General features: G+C 67.3%; 20 protein-coding genes. 12 read left to right on the plus strand and 8 right to left on the minus strand.

What is annotated here, in order from left to right:
• Positions 1-325 precede the first annotated feature (325 nt).
• A complete protein-coding gene (locus ABZ783_RS36525) occupies positions 326-919 on the plus strand; it encodes a hypothetical protein (protein ID WP_357447493.1) in 594 nt (197 codons plus the stop codon).
• Positions 920-1865: 946 nt separating this feature from the next.
• Here ABZ783_RS36525 and ABZ783_RS36530 read toward each other — a convergent pair.
• Complete coding sequence (locus ABZ783_RS36530; RefSeq protein ID WP_357447496.1) at positions 1866-2495, minus strand: hypothetical protein; 630 nt, start codon at positions 2493-2495, stop codon at positions 1866-1868.
• Between the two features lie 495 nt (positions 2496-2990).
• Between ABZ783_RS36530 and ABZ783_RS36535 the strand changes: the two genes are divergently transcribed.
• Both ABZ783_RS36535 and ABZ783_RS36540 read left to right on the plus strand, forming a co-directional pair.
• A complete protein-coding gene (locus ABZ783_RS36535) occupies positions 2991-3605 on the plus strand; it encodes a hypothetical protein (RefSeq protein WP_357447499.1) in 615 nt (204 codons plus the stop codon).
• A 481-nt stretch (positions 3606-4086) separates the two neighbouring features.
• The gene (locus ABZ783_RS36540; protein WP_357447502.1) at positions 4087-5301 is read left to right on the plus strand and encodes an LLM class flavin-dependent oxidoreductase; all 1215 of its coding nucleotides are present in this window, start codon (positions 4087-4089) and stop codon (positions 5299-5301) included.
• A gap of 306 nt (positions 5302-5607) precedes the next feature.
• On the opposite strand, the gene ABZ783_RS36545 is transcribed toward ABZ783_RS36540, so the two are convergent.
• Both ABZ783_RS36545 and ABZ783_RS36550 read right to left on the minus strand, forming a co-directional pair.
• On the minus strand, positions 5608-7032 hold the full coding sequence (locus ABZ783_RS36545) for a GAF and ANTAR domain-containing protein (protein ID WP_357447505.1): 1425 nt from the start codon (positions 7030-7032) through the stop codon (positions 5608-5610).
• 7 nt (positions 7033-7039) lie between these two features.
• On the minus strand, positions 7040-7483 hold the full coding sequence (locus ABZ783_RS36550) for an STAS domain-containing protein (protein ID WP_357447508.1): 444 nt from the start codon (positions 7481-7483) through the stop codon (positions 7040-7042).
• Between the two features lie 441 nt (positions 7484-7924).
• Here ABZ783_RS36550 and ABZ783_RS36555 point away from each other — a divergent pair, with 441 nt between their 5' ends.
• Positions 7925-8080: a hypothetical protein gene (locus ABZ783_RS36555; protein WP_357447511.1), complete on the plus strand. Its 156-nt coding sequence runs from the start codon at positions 7925-7927 to the stop codon at positions 8078-8080.
• Positions 8081-8098: 18 nt separating this feature from the next.
• Here ABZ783_RS36555 and ABZ783_RS36560 read toward each other — a convergent pair whose 3' ends face one another.
• The 3 genes from ABZ783_RS36560 to ABZ783_RS36570 form a co-directional block, all read right to left on the minus strand.
• Positions 8099-8440 (minus strand): hypothetical protein, encoded by a 342-nt coding sequence (locus tag ABZ783_RS36560; protein ID WP_357447515.1) that lies wholly within the window; start codon positions 8438-8440, stop codon positions 8099-8101.
• Positions 8441-8781: 341 nt separating this feature from the next.
• Positions 8782-9672, minus strand: coding sequence for an IS3 family transposase (locus ABZ783_RS36565; RefSeq protein WP_357447518.1), 891 nt, complete (start codon positions 9670-9672; stop codon positions 8782-8784).
• Positions 9669-9968, minus strand: coding sequence for a transposase (locus tag ABZ783_RS36570; RefSeq protein ID WP_148805022.1), 300 nt, complete (start codon positions 9966-9968; stop codon positions 9669-9671). Before ABZ783_RS36570 ends, ABZ783_RS36565 begins: the two co-directional genes overlap by 4 nt.
• A gap of 328 nt (positions 9969-10296) precedes the next feature.
• Between ABZ783_RS36570 and ABZ783_RS36575 the strand changes: the two genes are divergently transcribed.
• From ABZ783_RS36575 to ABZ783_RS36610, 8 genes are all read left to right on the plus strand, one after another.
• Positions 10297-10518, plus strand: coding sequence for a hypothetical protein (locus ABZ783_RS36575; protein ID WP_357447542.1), 222 nt, complete (start codon positions 10297-10299; stop codon positions 10516-10518).
• 158 nt (positions 10519-10676) lie between these two features.
• Positions 10677-10775, plus strand: coding sequence for a DUF4259 domain-containing protein (locus ABZ783_RS36580; protein ID WP_357447521.1), 99 nt, complete (start codon positions 10677-10679; stop codon positions 10773-10775).
• 8 nt (positions 10776-10783) lie between these two features.
• Positions 10784-11101 carry a DUF4259 domain-containing protein gene (locus ABZ783_RS36585; RefSeq protein ID WP_357447545.1) on the plus strand — a complete coding sequence of 106 codons (318 nt, stop codon included), beginning with the start codon at positions 10784-10786 and terminating at the stop codon, positions 11099-11101.
• Between the two features lie 871 nt (positions 11102-11972).
• A complete protein-coding gene (locus tag ABZ783_RS36590) occupies positions 11973-12662 on the plus strand; it encodes a hypothetical protein (protein ID WP_357447524.1) in 690 nt (229 codons plus the stop codon).
• A 571-nt stretch (positions 12663-13233) separates the two neighbouring features.
• Entirely contained in the window at positions 13234-14079 is an 846-nt protein-coding gene (locus ABZ783_RS36595; RefSeq protein WP_357447527.1) for a hypothetical protein, read from the plus strand.
• 172 nt (positions 14080-14251) lie between these two features.
• Positions 14252-14578 (plus strand): VOC family protein, encoded by a 327-nt coding sequence (locus ABZ783_RS36600; protein WP_357447530.1) that lies wholly within the window; start codon positions 14252-14254, stop codon positions 14576-14578.
• Positions 14579-14672: 94 nt separating this feature from the next.
• Entirely contained in the window at positions 14673-15341 is a 669-nt protein-coding gene (locus ABZ783_RS36605) for an HAD family hydrolase (protein ID WP_313718972.1), read from the plus strand.
• 142 nt (positions 15342-15483) lie between these two features.
• Complete coding sequence (locus ABZ783_RS36610; RefSeq protein WP_357447534.1) at positions 15484-15630, plus strand: VOC family protein; 147 nt, start codon at positions 15484-15486, stop codon at positions 15628-15630.
• A 443-nt stretch (positions 15631-16073) separates the two neighbouring features.
• On the opposite strand, the gene ABZ783_RS36615 is transcribed toward ABZ783_RS36610, so the two are convergent.
• Entirely contained in the window at positions 16074-16730 is a 657-nt protein-coding gene (locus ABZ783_RS36615) for a response regulator transcription factor (RefSeq protein ID WP_189050226.1), read from the minus strand.
• Positions 16727-17860: a histidine kinase gene (locus tag ABZ783_RS36620; protein ID WP_357447539.1), complete on the minus strand. Its 1134-nt coding sequence runs from the start codon at positions 17858-17860 to the stop codon at positions 16727-16729. The genes ABZ783_RS36615 and ABZ783_RS36620 overlap by 4 nt, the downstream gene beginning before the upstream one ends.
• Positions 17861-18208 lie beyond the last annotated feature (348 nt).

The following is an 18208-nucleotide window of genomic DNA, read 5'->3' on the forward strand; positions in this document are numbered from 1 at the left end:
GTGCAGCTCGGGCCGATCGGTGCGAGTCACGATCTCCACGCCGGCAAAATATCGGCGTCGCCAAGTGGACGCAACGCCATTGTTCGGGCGAACCCCATCTACTCAACTCGGCAGATCCGTGCGCCGAGCACCGCGATCCACCCGTTACAGGGCGTGACGCGCGGTACCGCCCCGCGTCGGTGTCCGGTCGTCATCCTGGCAGAGCCCCGTTTCCCGTACACCGGGGAGCGATTCCCCCCTTGAGAGGGATCGATTCTGTTCCCGGATCGCCGAGCGTAAAGGTCACGCAGGGCCGCGGCACCGCGGCCGGATCGGGAGGACGACCATGCGCAGAACATTCGGATGGGGCATCGCCGCGGCGGCCATTCTAGTTGCGGCGGCGGCGCCGGCCGGGGCCGCGGACCGCAGACCGGCGCGGGTGACCGGATCGGCGGAGTTCGCCTTGCCGTACGGGCAGGACGGCGACGTGCGCTCGTTCGCCTTCGACGCCCGGTCGGCGCCGTATAGCCGCCCGATCCCGCTTCCGGGTGGGGAGATGGGCTCGCCGGCGGACGCGACAGGCACGGTGCGGGTCGCGCACTGGGTGGCCGCAGACAACATCACCGTGCGGTTCGAGGCGGCTGTCGACTGCATGATCACAAGCCCCGGTCATGCGACCCTGACCGGCATCGTCACTCGCGCCGACGAGTACGCCAGCGACTTCCTCGGCAAGCGGGTCGGTTTCAGCGTGCAGGACGGCGGCCGCGGCCGCGACCGGGTCGGCTTCACATGGTCAGCTAGCGCCGACCAGAACGAGGCAGGCCAATGGGGTCCGGCCCGAATCGGTACCTGCCTCGCGCCCGCCGCGTTCGCCACGGTGACTCGCGGGGACTACACCGTGCGGCACGCCGAACTGACAGCACCGCCTGCCGGCAACTGACCTTGACCACGCCGTAACAGCGCCACGGCGGGGCGAGATGACCGCCCCCGTCGTGGCGCGTCTCAGATGCGACTCACCGCATCCGCTCTTCGGCTACCGGGCGCTGCCTTGATCTGTTGTGGTGACACTGCGTGGCGCGCGGATCGCGGCTCAGATCAGTGCACGCCGAACTCATGGGGCGAGGGCCCTGGTCGGTCGTCGAGCTCGCGGTACCAGATCCGTTGCCAGCGGTCCTCCGCCGGGGAGGCACGCCAGCGTGCGGCGGGGCCGTCCGGGTGGACGCCACAGGTCGGGCATGCGCGGCCCGGGCGGCGCCGTTCGTTGCCGCATGCGAGGCAGTGTTTGTCGGCGCTGATTCCGGCAGCGTAGCGATCGAGGACCGCTTGGACGACCGTGGCGAGAGGTGCCGTCGGGTGGTGCTCAGGGTCAGGACAGTAGGCGATTCGGCACCAGCCCCACGAGTTCCAGGGCGGTGGCGTCCGTGGGGTTCGCCTGCCAGTCGTCTTCTCTCGACGCCGCTGGGCGGCGTACTCCTGCGCAAGCGGCAGGACCACGTCGCGAGCCCGCTGCAGTTCGTCGGCAGCGCGGACGAGTGCGCCGAGGTCGTCGGTAAGCCTGCGTGGGATACGCGCGGAGACGATCAGGTGATGCCAGGTGGCGCGGAATCCGTATGGAGCACAGTGCAGCGCGCACTCCCGCAACGCGTAAAGCCGACGCTGTGGCGAAAGCGTGCTGTCGTGGACGCGGCGCGCCTGCGCAGGGAAGCTGGTCACGGAACCAATGGTGGCCCTCTCCGGCAGGCCGCACGAGCACGTTTCGGTGCCCGGACGAACCACGACGCAGGACGAGGCAGTACCCGTCGACGGTTGTATCACGACGCCATCTCCGCGGCATGAGAGCAATCGCACACCCGAGACAGCCGACCGCCAGACCAGTCCAGTTGAACCTAAATCGCGATCACTGTCAACGATCCATCGCCGGCCAGCGTGATATCGGTGGACAATTTCCCGTCCCACCGCACAGCCTTGAGCGTTTCGAAATTTCTACAGGTGCGGACTTCCGGTGTGGTCAAGACGCACGCCGGATATTCATCGAGCATCACCCGATTTGCGTAGTCGCCGCCATACGCATTGGAGAACCCCGTGTAGTTCAACCGGACATGCAGCTGGCAGGGTGTGGCCACGCCGTCCGCGCGCGAGAGCGCCACCAGCACCGCGGTGGCGCCGGACGCCTTGCGGGTCGCCTCATTCAGCACCTGCACACGCACGGCGGTCAACTCTCCTTCCGCGGTGGCGCCGGCGGTCGTCTTTGGCTGGCTGAACGTTAACGGCAGCTCGCCCACGAGCGTTTCCTTGCCCGACAGCGGTACGACCCCTGTCGCCGGGCCCGGCAGCTTGGTTCGCGGAACTGCGGTAATCGGTGCAGTGGGCTGCACGGAGGCCGCTTCCACGTCGTGGACGGTTTGGCGTACGGCGTCCCGCTGCAAGGCGGCGCGGCTGACGACGACCCGGAGGGTTTCCGCAACGACGTCGCCAGCGGTGCCGGCGGCAGCGATGCCGGCGACGGGTTCGACCACACGGGTGCCTCCGCTTCGGCGTCTGCGCACCCACTGACGCTCAGCGCAGCCGTCGATACGAGTGCCAGTACCAACGTCCGCCCCGGCATCGGCCGGACCTGGTGCGTCGGTCCATGCCAGACGAGAGTGCTCGGAGTGCGTTTGCGGCGCCAAGCACCTATGAAACCAGGCATCAGGTAGTCCTCTCCCCTCATCGAACAGCGGTTGATCGTAGGTTGGGAATCGATCAACGGCCAGGGTGTGATGCACAATGGCGCTTCTTCACGCGCTCTCGTCGGCACGTCCGGACGCCGGCAACCGGCGCCGACGTACCTTCGGTGAGGAGCGCTCGCGGCTACAGATCAGCGCAGCTGACCTTGGACGACGGTTGCGTGAGTGGAGACCAACTACAGCGACGTCGGACTAGGTGAATGGTCTTGGCTAACGCACCAGGCGACTTTGCGCACCGGAAGATCGCGGCAGCATGTGCCACGTTCGCGGTCGCATTATGGCAGCATGCCGGGCTATGCGGATGGCCGGAGTCATCACCCAGGGGGGCATCGCGGCGGTGCGGCGGCCATGTCTACCGTAGCGTCGTTCTGTCTGCTGGACCGGTCCGCCGTACCCGGGCTCGTGCGGGCCGCGAAAGCCAAGCCGGTAATGACCCCAGCCGCGACCCATCGCTGGCCCGCGATCGGGAAGTTCTGGAGCCGAATCGGCTGGAGGAATCCAACTCCGTTGATTGTGCCGTCGCCCGTATACGAATACCTCGAGGAAAACGACCTTGGCGTACTCGGGTGGTACGACTGGTCCGGGTACGTGCTGATGCACCTGATGCTCCTTCTCGAGGACACGGGCACCCCGCTTGGGGCAGCCGAATACCGTGCCGAGACGGAGGCCCTGAATGCGGGGGACGGCCTGACATACCTGATTACCTCGCCCGACAAGCGTCACCTGACCGCGCTGGACCCGGCACGGTTGGACCGTGCGGCGGCCGAACGGTACTTCGACAGCGTCGGCGACGGTGGCTTCGAGGAAATCCGGCAGGCCATCGATGACGGGCTCATCCTGCTGCGCGAGCTCATCGCGGCGTTGGACGAAAACGAAGTGTTGGTGATCCGCATCGGATAGTCCCGGTGGCTGCGTGGTGCCAACGCCTGCCGCCCCAACAGGCTTGCCGCGCAGCGCCAACAACGGCTTTCGCCCTCGATCGAGGGGCGGCAGGAACCAACCGGCAAACGTTCGTGGTCGACGCAGCGGCTGCCGGTCTTTTCCAGGCGATATCGAGACTCGGTTGGCGACTCTCCGTTTGACGCCGAGTTGATCGCCTTCGTGCGGCGGCCAATTGGGACGAGACGTGGAAGCGCCCCCTCACCCGGCACGCGGCCAGGCTGACGCAAGCGCACTCACATCGGATCCGTGCACCGGCCGCACCACGTCGTGTAACGCTGTGTAGCGAGCGCCGCGCGGCAGAAGAACGCTGTCCCACCCGCCCGCGCCGCTGCACAGTTGAGCACCACGTCCCGGCTTGGCGCACCCCGGTCGCCGCCGATTGGGCAAACTCCTTTGCCGCTGACCGGGTCGCCCGGCGACCCGGGCGAAACGCGCCGCGGTGATCGGCTGCAGCGGCATCACGAGGCGGACCGCCACCCGGCGATCTCTTGCTGCGGCCCTTCTCCGCAATCGACATCGAGGAAATCAGATCGGTTGTGCGGACCCGCTCATCCAGCAGTGGCTCCCCCAGCCCTACGCCCGCCAGGACTCCGCTGACTGGTGCGCCAAGATCTCCCGTTCCCTGCGGGAGACCGGAGACGGGATCCACTTCGCGATCGTCGACGCGAACACAGACCGCCTCCTCGGCACCGTCGGCCTGAAGACCGACGGGCGCGGCCTGGTCAGCGAGATCGGCTACCCGGTCGCCCCTGGGCTCGCGGACGAAGCCACGCGGACCATCGGTCGCGGCTCCGGGCCTGGTCTAGGCTCGGCTGGCATGACGACTCTCGGTGTGGTCTTCCGCCCGCAGAACCCGCCCGAACGCCTCCGGTCCGTCGCGCGCGCCGCAGATGAGGCCGGCCTTGAGGAGCTGTGGCTCTGGGAGGACTGCTTCCTCGAGAGCGGCATCGCCACCGCGGCCGCCGCTCTCGCCTGGACCGACCGCCTGGCGGTGGGTATCGGCCTGCTTCCGGTGCCGTTCCGCAACGTCGCGGTGCTGGGCATGGAGGCCGCTACGCTGCACCGGCTCTTTCCCGATCGGGTGCGCCTCACCCTCGGCCACGGCGTGCAGGACTGGATGGGTCAGGTCGGCGCGCGGGTGGGCTCGCCGCTGACCCTGCTGCGCGAGCATATTGAGGCGTTGAAGGCGCTGCTGGCCGGCGAGACGGTCACGGTTTCGGGCCGTTACGTGCGGCTCGACAAGGTCAAGCTCGACTACCCGCCGACGGGTGCGACCCGAATCTACGCCGGCGCGACCGGGCCCAAGACGCGGGCGCTCGCCTGCGAGGTCGCCGACGGGATCCTGCTGACGGCTGGCACGCCACCGGAGGAGGTGGCCGCCGTCAGGCACACGGCCAAGGCCATCACGGTGTATGTGCACGCGGCGACCGGCCCCGACGCCGCGGCGCGCATGGCCCGTGAACTGGAGTTCTGGGGCGAGTCAGACAAGTCCGATACGGCCGCGCTCGGTGGCGCCGCCGACATAGCTGCCGTCGTGAACCGTTACAAAGACGCCGGAGCCGATGCCGTGATCCTCCAACCCACCGCTGACGAACCCGATCTTGAAGGCTTCGCGCGGTTTACCGCACAAGAGGTCCGCGCTCTGGTGCAGTGACGTTGTCAATACCTTCTGTGGAATCTGCGGTGGCTGCTGGTCGTCGACCACCTGCCGACGCTTGGCGGCACGGGAAAGCGGACGCACTGAATTCGGCATGTCAGTCTGGCCAAGCCGGCCGCTGGGCCTTCACGGCATGTAGCGTCCGGATCGCGCACGGTCGGCATGAGTGAGCGGATATCACCGGCGCCCGTGACGAAACGACGGGCGGTGCCACGTCGCGATGGTCGTTGGCGGGTGAGGTCGCACAGGGCCTAACGGACTGGTCGAGCCACGATCTCGGATGGGCGATGCTACGGTGCGCGCCTATGCCGGTATCTCTCCAGTTTCTGCGAGTTGCTGGGCGACATCGGCGAGTTTGCGGTTTAGCCGCTGGGATGTGCGACGCAGCAGGTCGAAGGCGTCACCGGCGGACAGGCGTTGGCGTTCCATCAAGATGCCCTTGGCCTGCCCGATGACGTCACGGGTGCTCAGTCCTCGATGCAGGGCGGCTTCGCGACGGCCGACTTCGTCGCGGCGCTGTGCCATGGCCACGGCCACGGCCACGTATGCGGCCAGGATCGAGCCGAACTCCTGGTCTTCCTCACTGAATGCGCCAGGTGTCGCGCTGTAGAGGTTGAACGCACCGAGCACCGACCATTGGGCCGGCCGATGGACAAACAGACCATGGCACAGGGCACTGGCCATTTCGAACTCGACGGCGGTGGCGGCCAGGACCGGCCAGCGCGGCGAATCGGCCAGGTCGGCGATGTAGACGGGAGTTTCATTTTGCATCGCTTCGGGGGCAGGGCCGATTCCGGTCGCGAACTGGATGTCGTCGAGTTCGGCGGCGACCGCGTCGCTGGTCACGGTATCGACGACGCGTCCGTGGCGGTACAGCGTGACGCTGGCGCAGTCGCATCCGGCCACGGCGCTGACGGTGAACTTCAGCACCTGCGCGAGCGTGTCGCGCAGGTCGTCGTTGCCGAACAACTGCTGGGCGAGCGGGGCGAAGCTGGCCAGCAACGTCGGCCCGTACGCCTGTGGACCCCATTTCGCGGCAGCGCGGGCTCGATCATGCGCCGCGGCACGCCGGTCGGCTGCGGCGCGCTCGCGCTGGCGCTCACCGTCGGCGCGTAGGTCCCTGTCCACCACGGGTTCCCGGTCGGCCCGAGGCCGCGCCGCCCTGGGCCGGCGGCCGGTTGGTCGCAGCTGGTCGACCCGCCGCTCCCGCTGCAGCAACTCGCGCTCACGCTCGTCGGCCAGGCGCTCGCGCAGCCCTGCGATTTCCTCGCGCTGGTCAGCGATCTGGTCTCGTTCGTCTGCTTGATCGTCGCGTTCGGCGGCAACAAAGTCTCGCCGATCGGCCAGCCACGCGCGTTCCTCGACGTCAACGGTCTCGTCGGCGTGCCGAGCTGTCGCGACCCGCTCGCTGGCGGCGCGGCGGCGAGCAGCGCGTGCCCGAACACGGGCGGCGGCCTGCCGCGTCCGGTCCAACTCCGCCTCGGCCCGCCGCACGGCGGCCTCCGCGCGGCGCAGCGCCTCTGTCTCGGCCGCCTCCGCCGCATCGTCGGCCTCGCCGGTCGGTGAGGCGCGCGGCGGCCGGTCGGCCTGCTGCCGGTCCTGCCCGTATTCCTGGCGATTGGCCAGCCGTTCCCGCTCGTCGGCCAGCGCTTCCCGTTCGTCAGCCAGCCGTTCCCGCTCGTCGGCGCCAGCTTCCCACAGGTCAGCCCGCACCATGCGCTCCTCCAACGGCCTGTCACCGTGCGGCAACTCCGCCTGCCCCTTCGCTTGGGCCACCCGCAACCCCTCCGGCATTGTCGTCCCACATCCGGCGCGCTGCTAACGGCGCAAACCCCAGCAGGCCGAACACCCGTGCCGGTATTCCCTGCAGCCCATTAACCTGAAACTGTCGTCCACGACACGTCGCGGCCGCCCACGCGGTCACGATCAAGCCGGTGCTGTGGGCATCGATGAAGGCCACGTGCGACATGTCCAAAACAACGGTTGCAGCCGCGCTCGATTCGACGACGCTCATCAGCCGCCGATGCAACTCCGCGGCCGTCGACAGGTCCAGTTCGCCCGCCAAATGGATCACGAGGGCACCGTCGACACGTCGTTGCGACCAACCAAGACGGCCCGGCCCCCACTGCGGGGCACGGGTCTTACTACCAGATATCCGGGACACCAGCCATCTCCTCATGGAGCATCGGCTGGGTCATCAACCTGGCGTCATTCTCACCCCAACCAGGCCGCCTGGCAACCGATGATCGTGGCCAGGCGATGGATCATGAGGCCCTCGGGCGGCCTTTCAGCCCGGCCGCGCGCCGAGAGCGGAGGCGGCTAATCGCCCGCAGCGTCCGGTCACGGCGTCGGGATCGTTGTCGTCGCCAGCCCGCGACAGCATCGCGCTCAATTCGGCACGAATGAGAGCCGGCTCGATCAGGTTGTGGTGACGGTGTGTAGCGCGCGGTCAGCGGCATGAGGACGTCCCGCACGTATGCCATAACACCGCCGAGCATTCGCTGGCGGATCTCTGGCGCGTGGACACGCTCGAAGCCGCAGCCGTCGTCACCTCCCACCACCTGTACGGCCAGCCGCAAGGGCCGGTCGAAGACCGGCCCTTGCCGGCCCAGGCCACCACGTGTCGGCGTACGAGTTGCAGTGCAGGGCCGCGTACGCCACCGAGTACACAGCGGCCATCGACATCCGCAAGCTCAGCGGCGAGCTGATGGTCGAGCCGCCGCCCGCACACAGAAGTCATCGACTACACACAGTGATGTTCGCCGAGCCCCGGTAGTGTCCGGATCTGCCGAGATCAGTGCGTCAGGACACTCCTGCGGAACTTCTCGGCGAAGTCGCGATACCCCTTCGAGTAGGCGTCCTGCTCACCTGCCGTGCGCTCGAGTTCCTGTCGGATCAGCCGGTCCGCAATCTCGTAGTCGCCGTTGACTGCGGCTACAGCCGGCAACATGACGAAGCGGACGTTGTCGAGGAGCAGATCGGAGCTGGCGACCTCACGGGAGAATCTGCTCCAGTCCGACCAGTGGTCGATGAAGGGCAGGCCATAGGTCGCGACTGCATGAGTGAGGTCCTCCGCTACCGCCGCCAGATCCCCAGTCGCGGAGAAGTCCCACTGGACGAAGGTGTTCTGCGGCATCAGGTAGCCCAGGGGCCTGCTGACGGACGCTACGGGAGCCGACCAACCGGCAGTGGAGACGAGGATGGCTTCCAGGGCGTCGTGCCTGACGCCGACTACGGGGTTGATATGCAGGACCTGAGGTAGCGACCATGTGGCGAGATTGAGTCCCAGCCATCCCGACGCTGCCCTAGACGCACCCCTCTGAAGGAGAAGACCTCTGCGCTCGGCGACGAAGCCGTAGCGCCGTAGCGCCGCAGCGCATGCGTCCTGACTCGCCCTTGCCAAGCTGGCCAATGTCCTCGTCCCAGTCTCTCGCCTTCCTCCCGGCTGTCAATCCCCTGGAATCGTGGAGGGCTCCGTTATGCGGCTTGGGCCTCCAGAGCCTGCACCGCTGATCGTTCGTAGTCGATAGGTGATCGCCCGCCGCAGATGGAGTGGCGTCGGCGCCGGTTGTAGAAGTCGGTGATCCAGGTGGCGATCTTCAGGCGCGCTTCGGTGCGGGTGCGGAACTGCCGGCGGTGGACGTACTCGACCTTGATGGTGGAGAAGGTGGCCTCGGCGACGGCGTTGTCGAAGCACGACCCGACCCGGCCCATCGACTGGCGTACCTTCCACCGGGCACACGCGCGGGCGAAGTCGGCCGAGGTGTACTCGCTGCCACGATCGCTGTGAAAGATCACGCCGGCGATGTCGCCGCCACGGGTGACCGCGGCCATGTTCAACGCCGCGACGACCAGACCGGCGTCGTGCTGGGCGCCCATCGCGTAGCCCAGGATGCGCCGGGAGTACAGATCGATGACGGTGGCCAGGTAGAGCTTGCCCTCGCCGGTGACGATCTCGGTCATGTCACCGCACCAGGCGACATCCGGCGCCGGCGCGGTAAAGCTGCGCTTGATCAGGTCCGGGGCCGCCGGCCGCCTACCTTGACGGGTCAGGCTCCGGCGGCGGCGCTTGGCCCGCCCCACGAGCCCCAACTCGGCCATGAGCTGGGCGACCGTGTTGTCGGAGACCTGCCAACCCTGCTCACGCAGCTCATCGCCGACACGCGGGCTGCCGTAGGTGCCGCCGGAATCGTCGAACACCTTCCGCACTGCGTCGGCCAGCCGGACCCGGCGGTCCTGCCGCGGCGTGGGTGGCCGGTCACGCCACTTGTAGAACCAGGACTGCGAGACACCCAAGGCTCGGCAGGCCAGCGCGTGCGGCACGTCGTGCTCGGTCCTCTGGGAAGCGATGAAGGCAGCCACGCTCACCGGCCCGTCGCTTCCTTCACCCACAGGACCACGGATCGCTTGAGGACATCACGCTCCATCGCCAGCTCGGCGTTCTCCCGCCGCAACCGCGCCAACTCGGCCCGCTCGTCCTCCGACAGCCCACCCGCAGCGGCCTCGCCCCGGGCCTCGCGGTCCTTCTTCACCCAGTTCGCCAGGGTGCCGTCATTGATGCCCAAGTCACGCGCGACCTGCGCGATCGACTTCCCGGTCTCCCGCACGATCCGCACCGCACCCGCGCGGAACTCCGGATCGAACTGACGCCTCGTCTCAGCCATGAACCTCTATCCCTCAAGTCCAGGCCTCCACGCTACGAGGGGAAGCGCACGGCCGCCACGATTTGAGCTGGCGAAACCCGGCCGACGTCGAGCGTCAGCATAGGGGATGAGACACGGACTGATCTGCCGCGGAGGGTGCGGTGAGCCCGAAGGTCGTAACCACGTCCTACGGTGGGTCCATGGACTGGAAGATTGAACTCATCCCCGTTCCGGTGACCGATGTCGACCGGGCCAAGGCGTTCTACCAGAAGGTGGGCTTCAACGCCGACCACGATCACAGGGTGCAGGAGGGCCTGCGGTTCGTCCAGCCGACACCACCCGGCTCAGCCTGCTCCATTGTGATCGGCGAAGGCATCACCGACAAGACTCCCGGCACACAGGAATCCAGGCTGTGGTCGCCGACGCCGAGGCGGCGCGCCGGCAACTGCTCGACGCCGGCGTCGATGCCAGCGAGGTCGAGGTGCGGCCATGGGGCAACTTCGTCTACTTCGGCGATCCTGACGGCAACAGGTGGCCGCTGCAGGCGATCGAGTCACGCCCCAACGGCTGATCGACGGCCCACAACAGCCCTGGCAATGCACTGATTCGCCGCGATCCGGGCACTGGCCTTCGCCGGCGAGCGACCGGGTCGTTCGATGGGCGGACAGGCTCGCCGCCGTCGATCATGGGATCAAGTATCTGCGCAGGCAGCGAGCAGAGGGGTGGCGGATGGGCGCCTCGGGTACCGGGCCGTTCGAGAACGACGGAGCGCTGGATATCTGTGACGAGTTGCGCAACCTCGACTGTGAGCCGTACGTGATCTTCTGAGGTCAACGCTGGCGACCGTCGCCGGCTTCGACGAGGACGAGTATCTCGAGAAGGAGGAGGCGGAGGCAGCCGTTGCGGCGGCCGCGATCGCTGCCGCACGACGAATAGACGACGACGCGACGCTCCGACGATGCGGCTTGGACGTGAGGGTTCCCGCCGAGCTGGACGATCTGGTCAAGGTAGCCGTCGCGGCTTTGCTGCGGGTCATGGGTCAAGAGTCAGAACTCAGCAACCTGTGGGCCGAGACGGTGTACGACGGTGACTGGCGCGCCCGAGTGCAGGCGAATATCGGCGCGTTGGAGGGCACTTCTAGGGTGGCCGGGTGACTGAGAGGGCCAGCTGCCGGCCCTGCATCCCAACCCGGCCGAAGGCTGCTAACCGACGTCAACGGCCCGACATCCGGATCTGCCGCCGATAAGGCGCGGGGCCAGCTCAATCATGGTGCCAGCAGGCCGCGGCGCAGCCGTCCACCGCGCGGCGTCTGTGCAGCGCCAGCCACCGTCCCGGAGCGTCGATTCGGGATCGCCTGCACGAGCACGGCCCAACCCAGAGGTGTAGCTGATCCGGCCGACCACCGTGTCCCCTCGGACCACTCTGCCATCACCGCACGACCACGGCCCGCTCCACCGGGACACGCACGCTTCCCCAAGTCACGGCGCACCTTACGAGAAGGCGTTTAGCCTATCGCCCATCGTGTTTCACGTTTTCCCAGCTCACGCACTGTTGGTGGACTCAATGTGGCAGAACCCGAACCACATTCCCGCAGGTCAGGGGCCGATCGTGACGCTATCAGCCGTACGCCGACGAATGCCCTGCCCGGGCTCACCGCTGGTCACCCGCCGCAGAGCCGCCAGACTGATCCGATCCGCGAACAGCACCGGCGCTGCGGCCCCGATCGCCCGACCACCTTTCGTGGGTCATGACGGCCAGGGCGTTAGGCGCCTGCTGCCGATCGTCCGCCGACATCGGCACCGTCCCGCGCTTCGCTCCTGACATCCCTAGAACAACGGGTCCCCGGCCATAGGGGAACGAAGCTGTCCGTCGCCGCGCGGGAGCCGATCGGCGCCTGTTGGCACGGCGGTGATGCCTAACGCCCGCGCCAAGGATGTTCGCACGACCGGTGGGTGTCTAGGCCGCACTGTCGGGCGTGACCACGGCAGCCGAAGCCCGGTGGACGCCGCTCGTAGCCTCGAAGCCATGACGAAACAGGTTAGCCTCCAGTGGCAGCTCGCCCTTACCCGCGAGAGCAACGACGCCGCAGCGCTGTTCTCCCGCGGGCTCGACGCCGTACGCACGATGCGGCACGACTACGCCGACGCGGTGGCAGTCATGTCATTGCTGGCCCTTGGTGCCGAGAAGATGCTCAAGCTGACTATTGGGCTGGCTGGCCGTGACCAAGGCACTGGGTGGCCATCCAAGGACTACATGCGCTGGGAAATCGGGCACCGGGTGCTCAAGGCCGACCGGACCGCCCGGCCCCTGCTCGACACCCACCCGGGAAACGTCCCGGGTCTGCTGGCTGACCTCAAGCGGCAGGTGAACGCCGACCCGGTGCTCCCGGCGGTGCTCGACGCGCTTGACAAGTTCGGGGACGCCGGCCGTTTCTATTACCTGGACGTGTTGGCCTCGGCTACCCAGCTACAGGACGCCCCACAGACGCTCTGGACGAACATGACCACCGCCATTGCCAAGGCCGACCCGGGCCTGCTGGCCGACCTCGCGTCGGCCGAGCGCTACGAGCACGGTCGGCAGCGGCTTAACAACACGGTGGCGGAGGCGCTCAACGGCTGGTGGGACCTGTACGTCGCGGCATGGCGTACCGGGGTGATCGGCGACGGGGCGAAGCGGTTCGCCCGGGAGATCACCCTCCAGAAGTCGACGCCGTGACGGCAGCGATGCGAACTCAAGCCGAGTTGAGTGCCCTGCCCAATTTTCGATCTGTCATGGTTTGCCCTCCGGGAGGTCATAGTAACCGGCGCAGATGCGCTACAATGCACACTTAGCATCGCCGTGAGATTTGCAAACCTCTCACAGTGTCGGCTCGATTCATTAGCGAGGCAATCGACTGAGTGGAGGCGCCCGAATGGCGGTTAATCAGGTTGGCGGCGATGTCTTGCAGACAGCGCTTTATTATCCATACGATGGATTTGGGACGACGGCCATTGTCGCCTTGAGTTCTCGCTTGGTCAGAGGCTCTGCTGATGCCGATTCATATAGCTATCTGCTAAAGGCTCGGCGTCAGTTTGGCTGATATTTAGGCGCAAGCCCGGACGGCCGAGCGCTATTACTGCCATCATTCCGCTCCTGCGGATCCGCCATCCGAATTTGCCGCTGAGCGCTCGGCTGTCGGGCGGCCGTGGGTCACCGTGTATCGGGCGACTTCCACTCGCATCGTTACGATCATGGTCGACCCGGGGAGTGATTGAAGACGTTGGTACGCACGCTGCAATGCCGCCGGATGGCGAAGCTTCCGGCTCTGACTGACGCGGAAGACCTCGTTGCGCTGAACGCCACCGTCGACGGCCGGTTGGTCGCCGTCTCGGCGCACGGTAGCCAGCGCAACGGGCTGCCCGGCCTGCGGGTACGGGTTCACCTGCATGAAGCCGGGGACGACTGGCGCCCGGTGGCACTGACCGGTGTGACGATAGCCCCGAACAAGGTGGATCTGCTGCCTGACGGAAATTTCCTGCTGGTCCAGTCCCGATGCGTCCGCCGGCCGTTCGAGCCGGTGCCGGACAACGCACAAGTATTCAACGCCTCCGGTCAAGCGTTGCGGTCATTCCGGATCGGTGATGGCGTCGAACACCTCGCCATCGACGAGCCGGGCACCATCTGGGTCGGCTACTTCGATGAGGGCATCTACAGCGGGGATCCGCTCAGCGCCGGCGGTCTCACGCGGTTTGACGAGTACGGTCGGCAGTTGTGGACCTACTGGCCGCCATCCGGATTCGACCACATCGCCACCTGCTACGCATTGAACGTGAGTGCTCGCACGGCTTGGGCCTACTACTACACCGGCTTCCCATTGATCCGGATCACCGACACGGAGGCCAAGCCCTTCCCGCCAGGCCCGGTCCGCGGGGCGCGGGCCGTACTGATCCACGGTAACGTGGTGATCTTCATCGGTGGGTACGGCAAGCCGCACCAGCTCACCGAGTGCCGGCTGCGCGACGGAATCATCGTCGAGCACGGCCCGGCCGCCCTCACCCCGCTGAAGAGAATCAACCTCGTCAGCACTCGCGGAAGCCGCCTCTACGTGCGAACCACTGATTCGGTCTTCGAGGCCGACCTAGCTGCTTGCTGATCGCTCGCGTGCCACCTGGCCGCTCGGTGGACGTCCTCTCATGCCGCAGAGCATGTGCGCCGACCGCCGAATCGTCGTCACCGTCGGTATACATCATCCTTGTTGCTGGCCACGGTCTCGAGTACACGCTCTTGCCGATGACAGCTGGTCGCAACCCCCGTACGTTGGCGTCATGGCGACTTTTTGGACCTTGGGATGCGATGCCGACCATCCGCAGCGGATCGCCGCTTTCTGGGCGCTGGCCCTCGGCTATGTCAAGGAATCTGGCTTCGACGAGCCCGATAACGCGTCGATCGTCGACCCGGATGGCCGGGGCCCCGCCATTAGTTTCCTGAAGGTGCCCGAGGGGAAAGCCGCCGAACCAAGAACCGGTCGCGGAATGCATATCGATGTCATGCCGACCGACGGGACACGCGATGAGGAGGTCGTGCGGCTGAAGGGGCTCGGGCGCGACCCGAGTACGAGGATCATCGCAAGCCCCAACGGCCCGGTTGGGTGACCAGGGCCGACCCGGAGGGCAACCTGTTCTGCGTCGAGCGCAGTCAGGAGCATCATGGCCCATGTCAATCGTCCCGCTGATCTAGGGTGACCTGGTGCCTTCGAAACCCGTGACAACCGTCCTGTTCGATTTCGCTTGGACCCTGTTCGCCAGGGACCCCAACCGCTGGGTCGGCAGCGCGGCGGCCTTGATCGGCCGGGAGGTGGCCGCCGGTGAGGCGGAGCGCATCGCCTCGGATTTCGCTGAGTTGCTGCGAACGACGGCTACGGACCCTGCTCACATCGCCCGGGACTTGGACCCACAGGTGTGGGACCGGGCGATTCTGGCTGTCCTGCAGCAAATCCGTGGGGTGGACTTGCCGTTTGCGCGAGCCCTGCACGAAACGCGCGCCGAAGCGCTGGCGCCGTACGCGGACACGGCGTCCACTCTCGCCGCGCTGAGTGCCCGCGGTATTCGCCTTGGCGTGGTCAGTAACGTGGGCTGGGACATTCGCATCTGCTTTGCGAGGCACGGGCTTGACCGCTACATCGATGCATTCGTTCTTTCCTACGAGGTCGGCTTCGTCAAACCCGATGTACGGATCTGGCGCACCGCAGTCGAAGCCCTGGCGGCACAGCCAGATCGAACGTTGATGGTTGGCGACCATCCCGGATGCGACGGCGGTTCCGTGGCCGTCGGCATACCGGCCCTGGTGCTGCCGATGGTGAGTTCGCCAGCCCAGCTTCGCGGGTTCGATCAGGTGCTGGCGTTGGCCGGAATCTGAAGCCGGTTCGGTTCCTGGTTTGTCGAGGTTGCCCAATGCGCTTCGGGAAAGATCTCCGATTCTTCCAGCATGAAGTCGAGGGCAAGTCCAGCAAGAACCGAGTGCATATCGATGTCCGGGTGCCGGTCCAGGCCCCTGGAACATGGTCGAGCGCGCCCGACTGATCCGGCAGAAAGTCCCCGAGTTGGTCGCCGCTGGCGCGACGGTGATCCGCGAGGAGTGGTACGGCGACGTGCTCGGCCACGTCGTCATGCAGGACCCCGAGGGCAACGAGTTCTGCGTCGCTTGATGCCACGGCCACTGCCCGCGATTCGGTATCCGGATCTGCCGCGATCCGAGCGCTACTCACTGTCACGGTGATCGGGTCAGCGGTCGCTCTCTCATAGCCGAGAAGCGGACGTCACGCTCGATGCCGTCGGCTCGCCGGGCCCGCGTGCCCTGCCGTCGTCGTGCACGACGACGATCGGTACGACTAGCGCGCCTGCGGGATGTCGGAGCCCCAACGGGTCGGCCGCCGCCGACACGGCGGTCGATCCTTCGGGGCACCGAGCACCGTGACACACGACCGGGACACCGCAGGGCGCAACCTGTGTAGGAAGGGACAGCCGCCGGACGTCCGACGGTGCGCCCGAAGCCAGCGGCATGCCCACTCAACCCGCCCGAGGTGAGTTCCTCGCCTTATCCGGCCCCCCCGGCGCTCCTGCTTCCGCGATTCGAGTATGCGGGCGCCGATCAGGTGCCGACGCGGCGTGTCTCGTAGGCCCACATGACGATCTCGACGCGGTTGCGGGCGTTGAGCTTGCGCATCAGGGCGGCGATGTGGGTCTTGACGGTGCTGAGGCTGATGGACAGCTCATCGCCGATCTCGCTGTTGGTCCGGCCGCGAGCGGCAGCCAGCAGGACCTGTTCCTCGCGAGCGGTCAGCGGCTCGACAGGCTCAGCTGGCACCGAGCGCGAGCGGCTGTTCGCGAAGGAGGACAGGAGCCTCGCGGTGATGTTCGGTGCGATCAGGGCGTCGCCGCGGGCGGCGGCATGGATGGCCTGGGTGAGCATCTCGGCGCCGGCGTCCTTGAGGAGGAAGCCTCGGGCGCCTGCCTTCAGCGCGCCGTAGACGTACTCGTCGAGGTCGAAAGTGGTGATGACGACGACGGCCAGAGGATCGGCCACGTCGGCCCCGGCGAGCTGGCGGGTGGCTTCGATCCCGTCGACCTCGGGCATGCGGATGTCCAGCAGGCACACATCGGGACGCAGCGAACGGGCCATGGCGATCGCCCGGCGGCCGTCGGCGGCCTCGCCGACGACGGCGATGCCCGGTTGGGCGTCCAAGATCATGCAGAGCCCTGCCCTGACGATGTCCTGGTCGTCAGCGACCAGCACGCGGATGGTCATGACGCGCGCGCTGTCCGAGGCAGCGAGGCGTCGACGCTCCAGCCGCCGTCCGGGCCAGGTCCCGCCCGGAGGGTGCCGCCGAGCAGGCTCGCCCGCTCGGCCATGCCGCGCAGCCCGTAGCCGGCGTGCGGGGAGCTGGTCGTACTCGCCTCGCCGTCATCGCGCACTCGCAGGTGCACCTGGCTGCGGGATGCGGTGACGTCGACGGTGACGTGGGTGGCGCCGGAGGCGTGGCGGGTCGCGTTGGTGACCGCCTCGGCGGCGATCAGGTAGAGGGCGGTGCTGACTGCTGGCTCAACGGCCTCGACGTCACCGGAGACCTGCACGCGGACGCCCAGCACCTCGCCGCCGGGACGAGCGAGTCGTTCGACGTCCACCACCCCTCGCCGGGGGGCGAGATCGGCGTCCGTACCGTCGCGCAGCACGCCTACGAGGGCTCGCATCTCCTTGAGCGTCCGGGACGCCTCTTCCTCAATGGTGACCAGGGTAGCCAGCGCGCGCTTCGGATCTGCGGCGGACAGCGCGCGACCTGCCTGTGCCTGGACGGCGATGGCCAAGACGCGGTGGCCGACCGTGTCGTGCAGCTCGCGGGCGAGTTCGTTGCGCTGGTGAAGCCGCACCTGCTCGATGTCGCGGTCGTGGCTTCTGGTGCGGTAGCGCACTGCCGCGCCGAGCGCGGCCGAGAACAGGAAGAAGCCGTAACCGGCGACCTTCTCCGCGGGTGAGGTCGGGTCCGCGATGAGGGTGACGGGTAGCCAGATGAGGATGATGCCGAGTCCGAGGGCAGCCTCGCGAGCTGCTCCCCAGCGCAGCAGGGCGTAGGGCAACACAAGCAGCCCTGCGATGCCCAGCAGACCGGTGGCATCAATGACCGCGATCCTCGCGATGTCGAACGCGAGAACGGCTCCGAAGGCAACGGTGACTGCGGCCAGCGGCCGCGTGCGTCGCCACAGCAGGCACGCCGCGACCACGACGCTGACACCGACCAGCAGCGGCGCCCACGCCCTGTCGTCGCGCAGCAGTACCTCGACGAGCGAGATCGCGACAAGAGCCGAGGACAGCGCCCAGTCCCGCCAGACCCGCACCGGCGGGCGTGCGGGGCGAGGCTCAGCCAAGATGCCAGCACGCATGCTTCCCCCTCCCGGACAACGTAAGGGGGCCGCCACTCGGGCGGATCAGCCGAAAGTACTGCGGATGTCCCGCGCCTGCGGCCAGGACCGCTCGAGCCCGCAAGCGGATGTGGCGCCCGTCAACGCTGGTCATGGTTAAGACATCGAGTGAGCCCACCCGGCTGACGCCAGCACACAGGAGACGTGTTGACATCCTCCCGGCCCTGAAGGGGCCGGGATTCCCGCGGTTGCCCGTGAGGTTTCCTGTTTCATCGCCGACTGCCTTTCCGGGAGGATTTTCCCTTGAGGTCTTACATCAGCTCCGCAGGCGTTTTACCTCTCCGCCAGCCCGGCGGCGAGGATGTTCTT

The organism is Micromonospora sp. NPDC047738, from assembly GCF_040642675.1.
Classification (GTDB): Bacteria; Actinomycetota; Actinomycetes; order Mycobacteriales; family Micromonosporaceae; genus Micromonospora.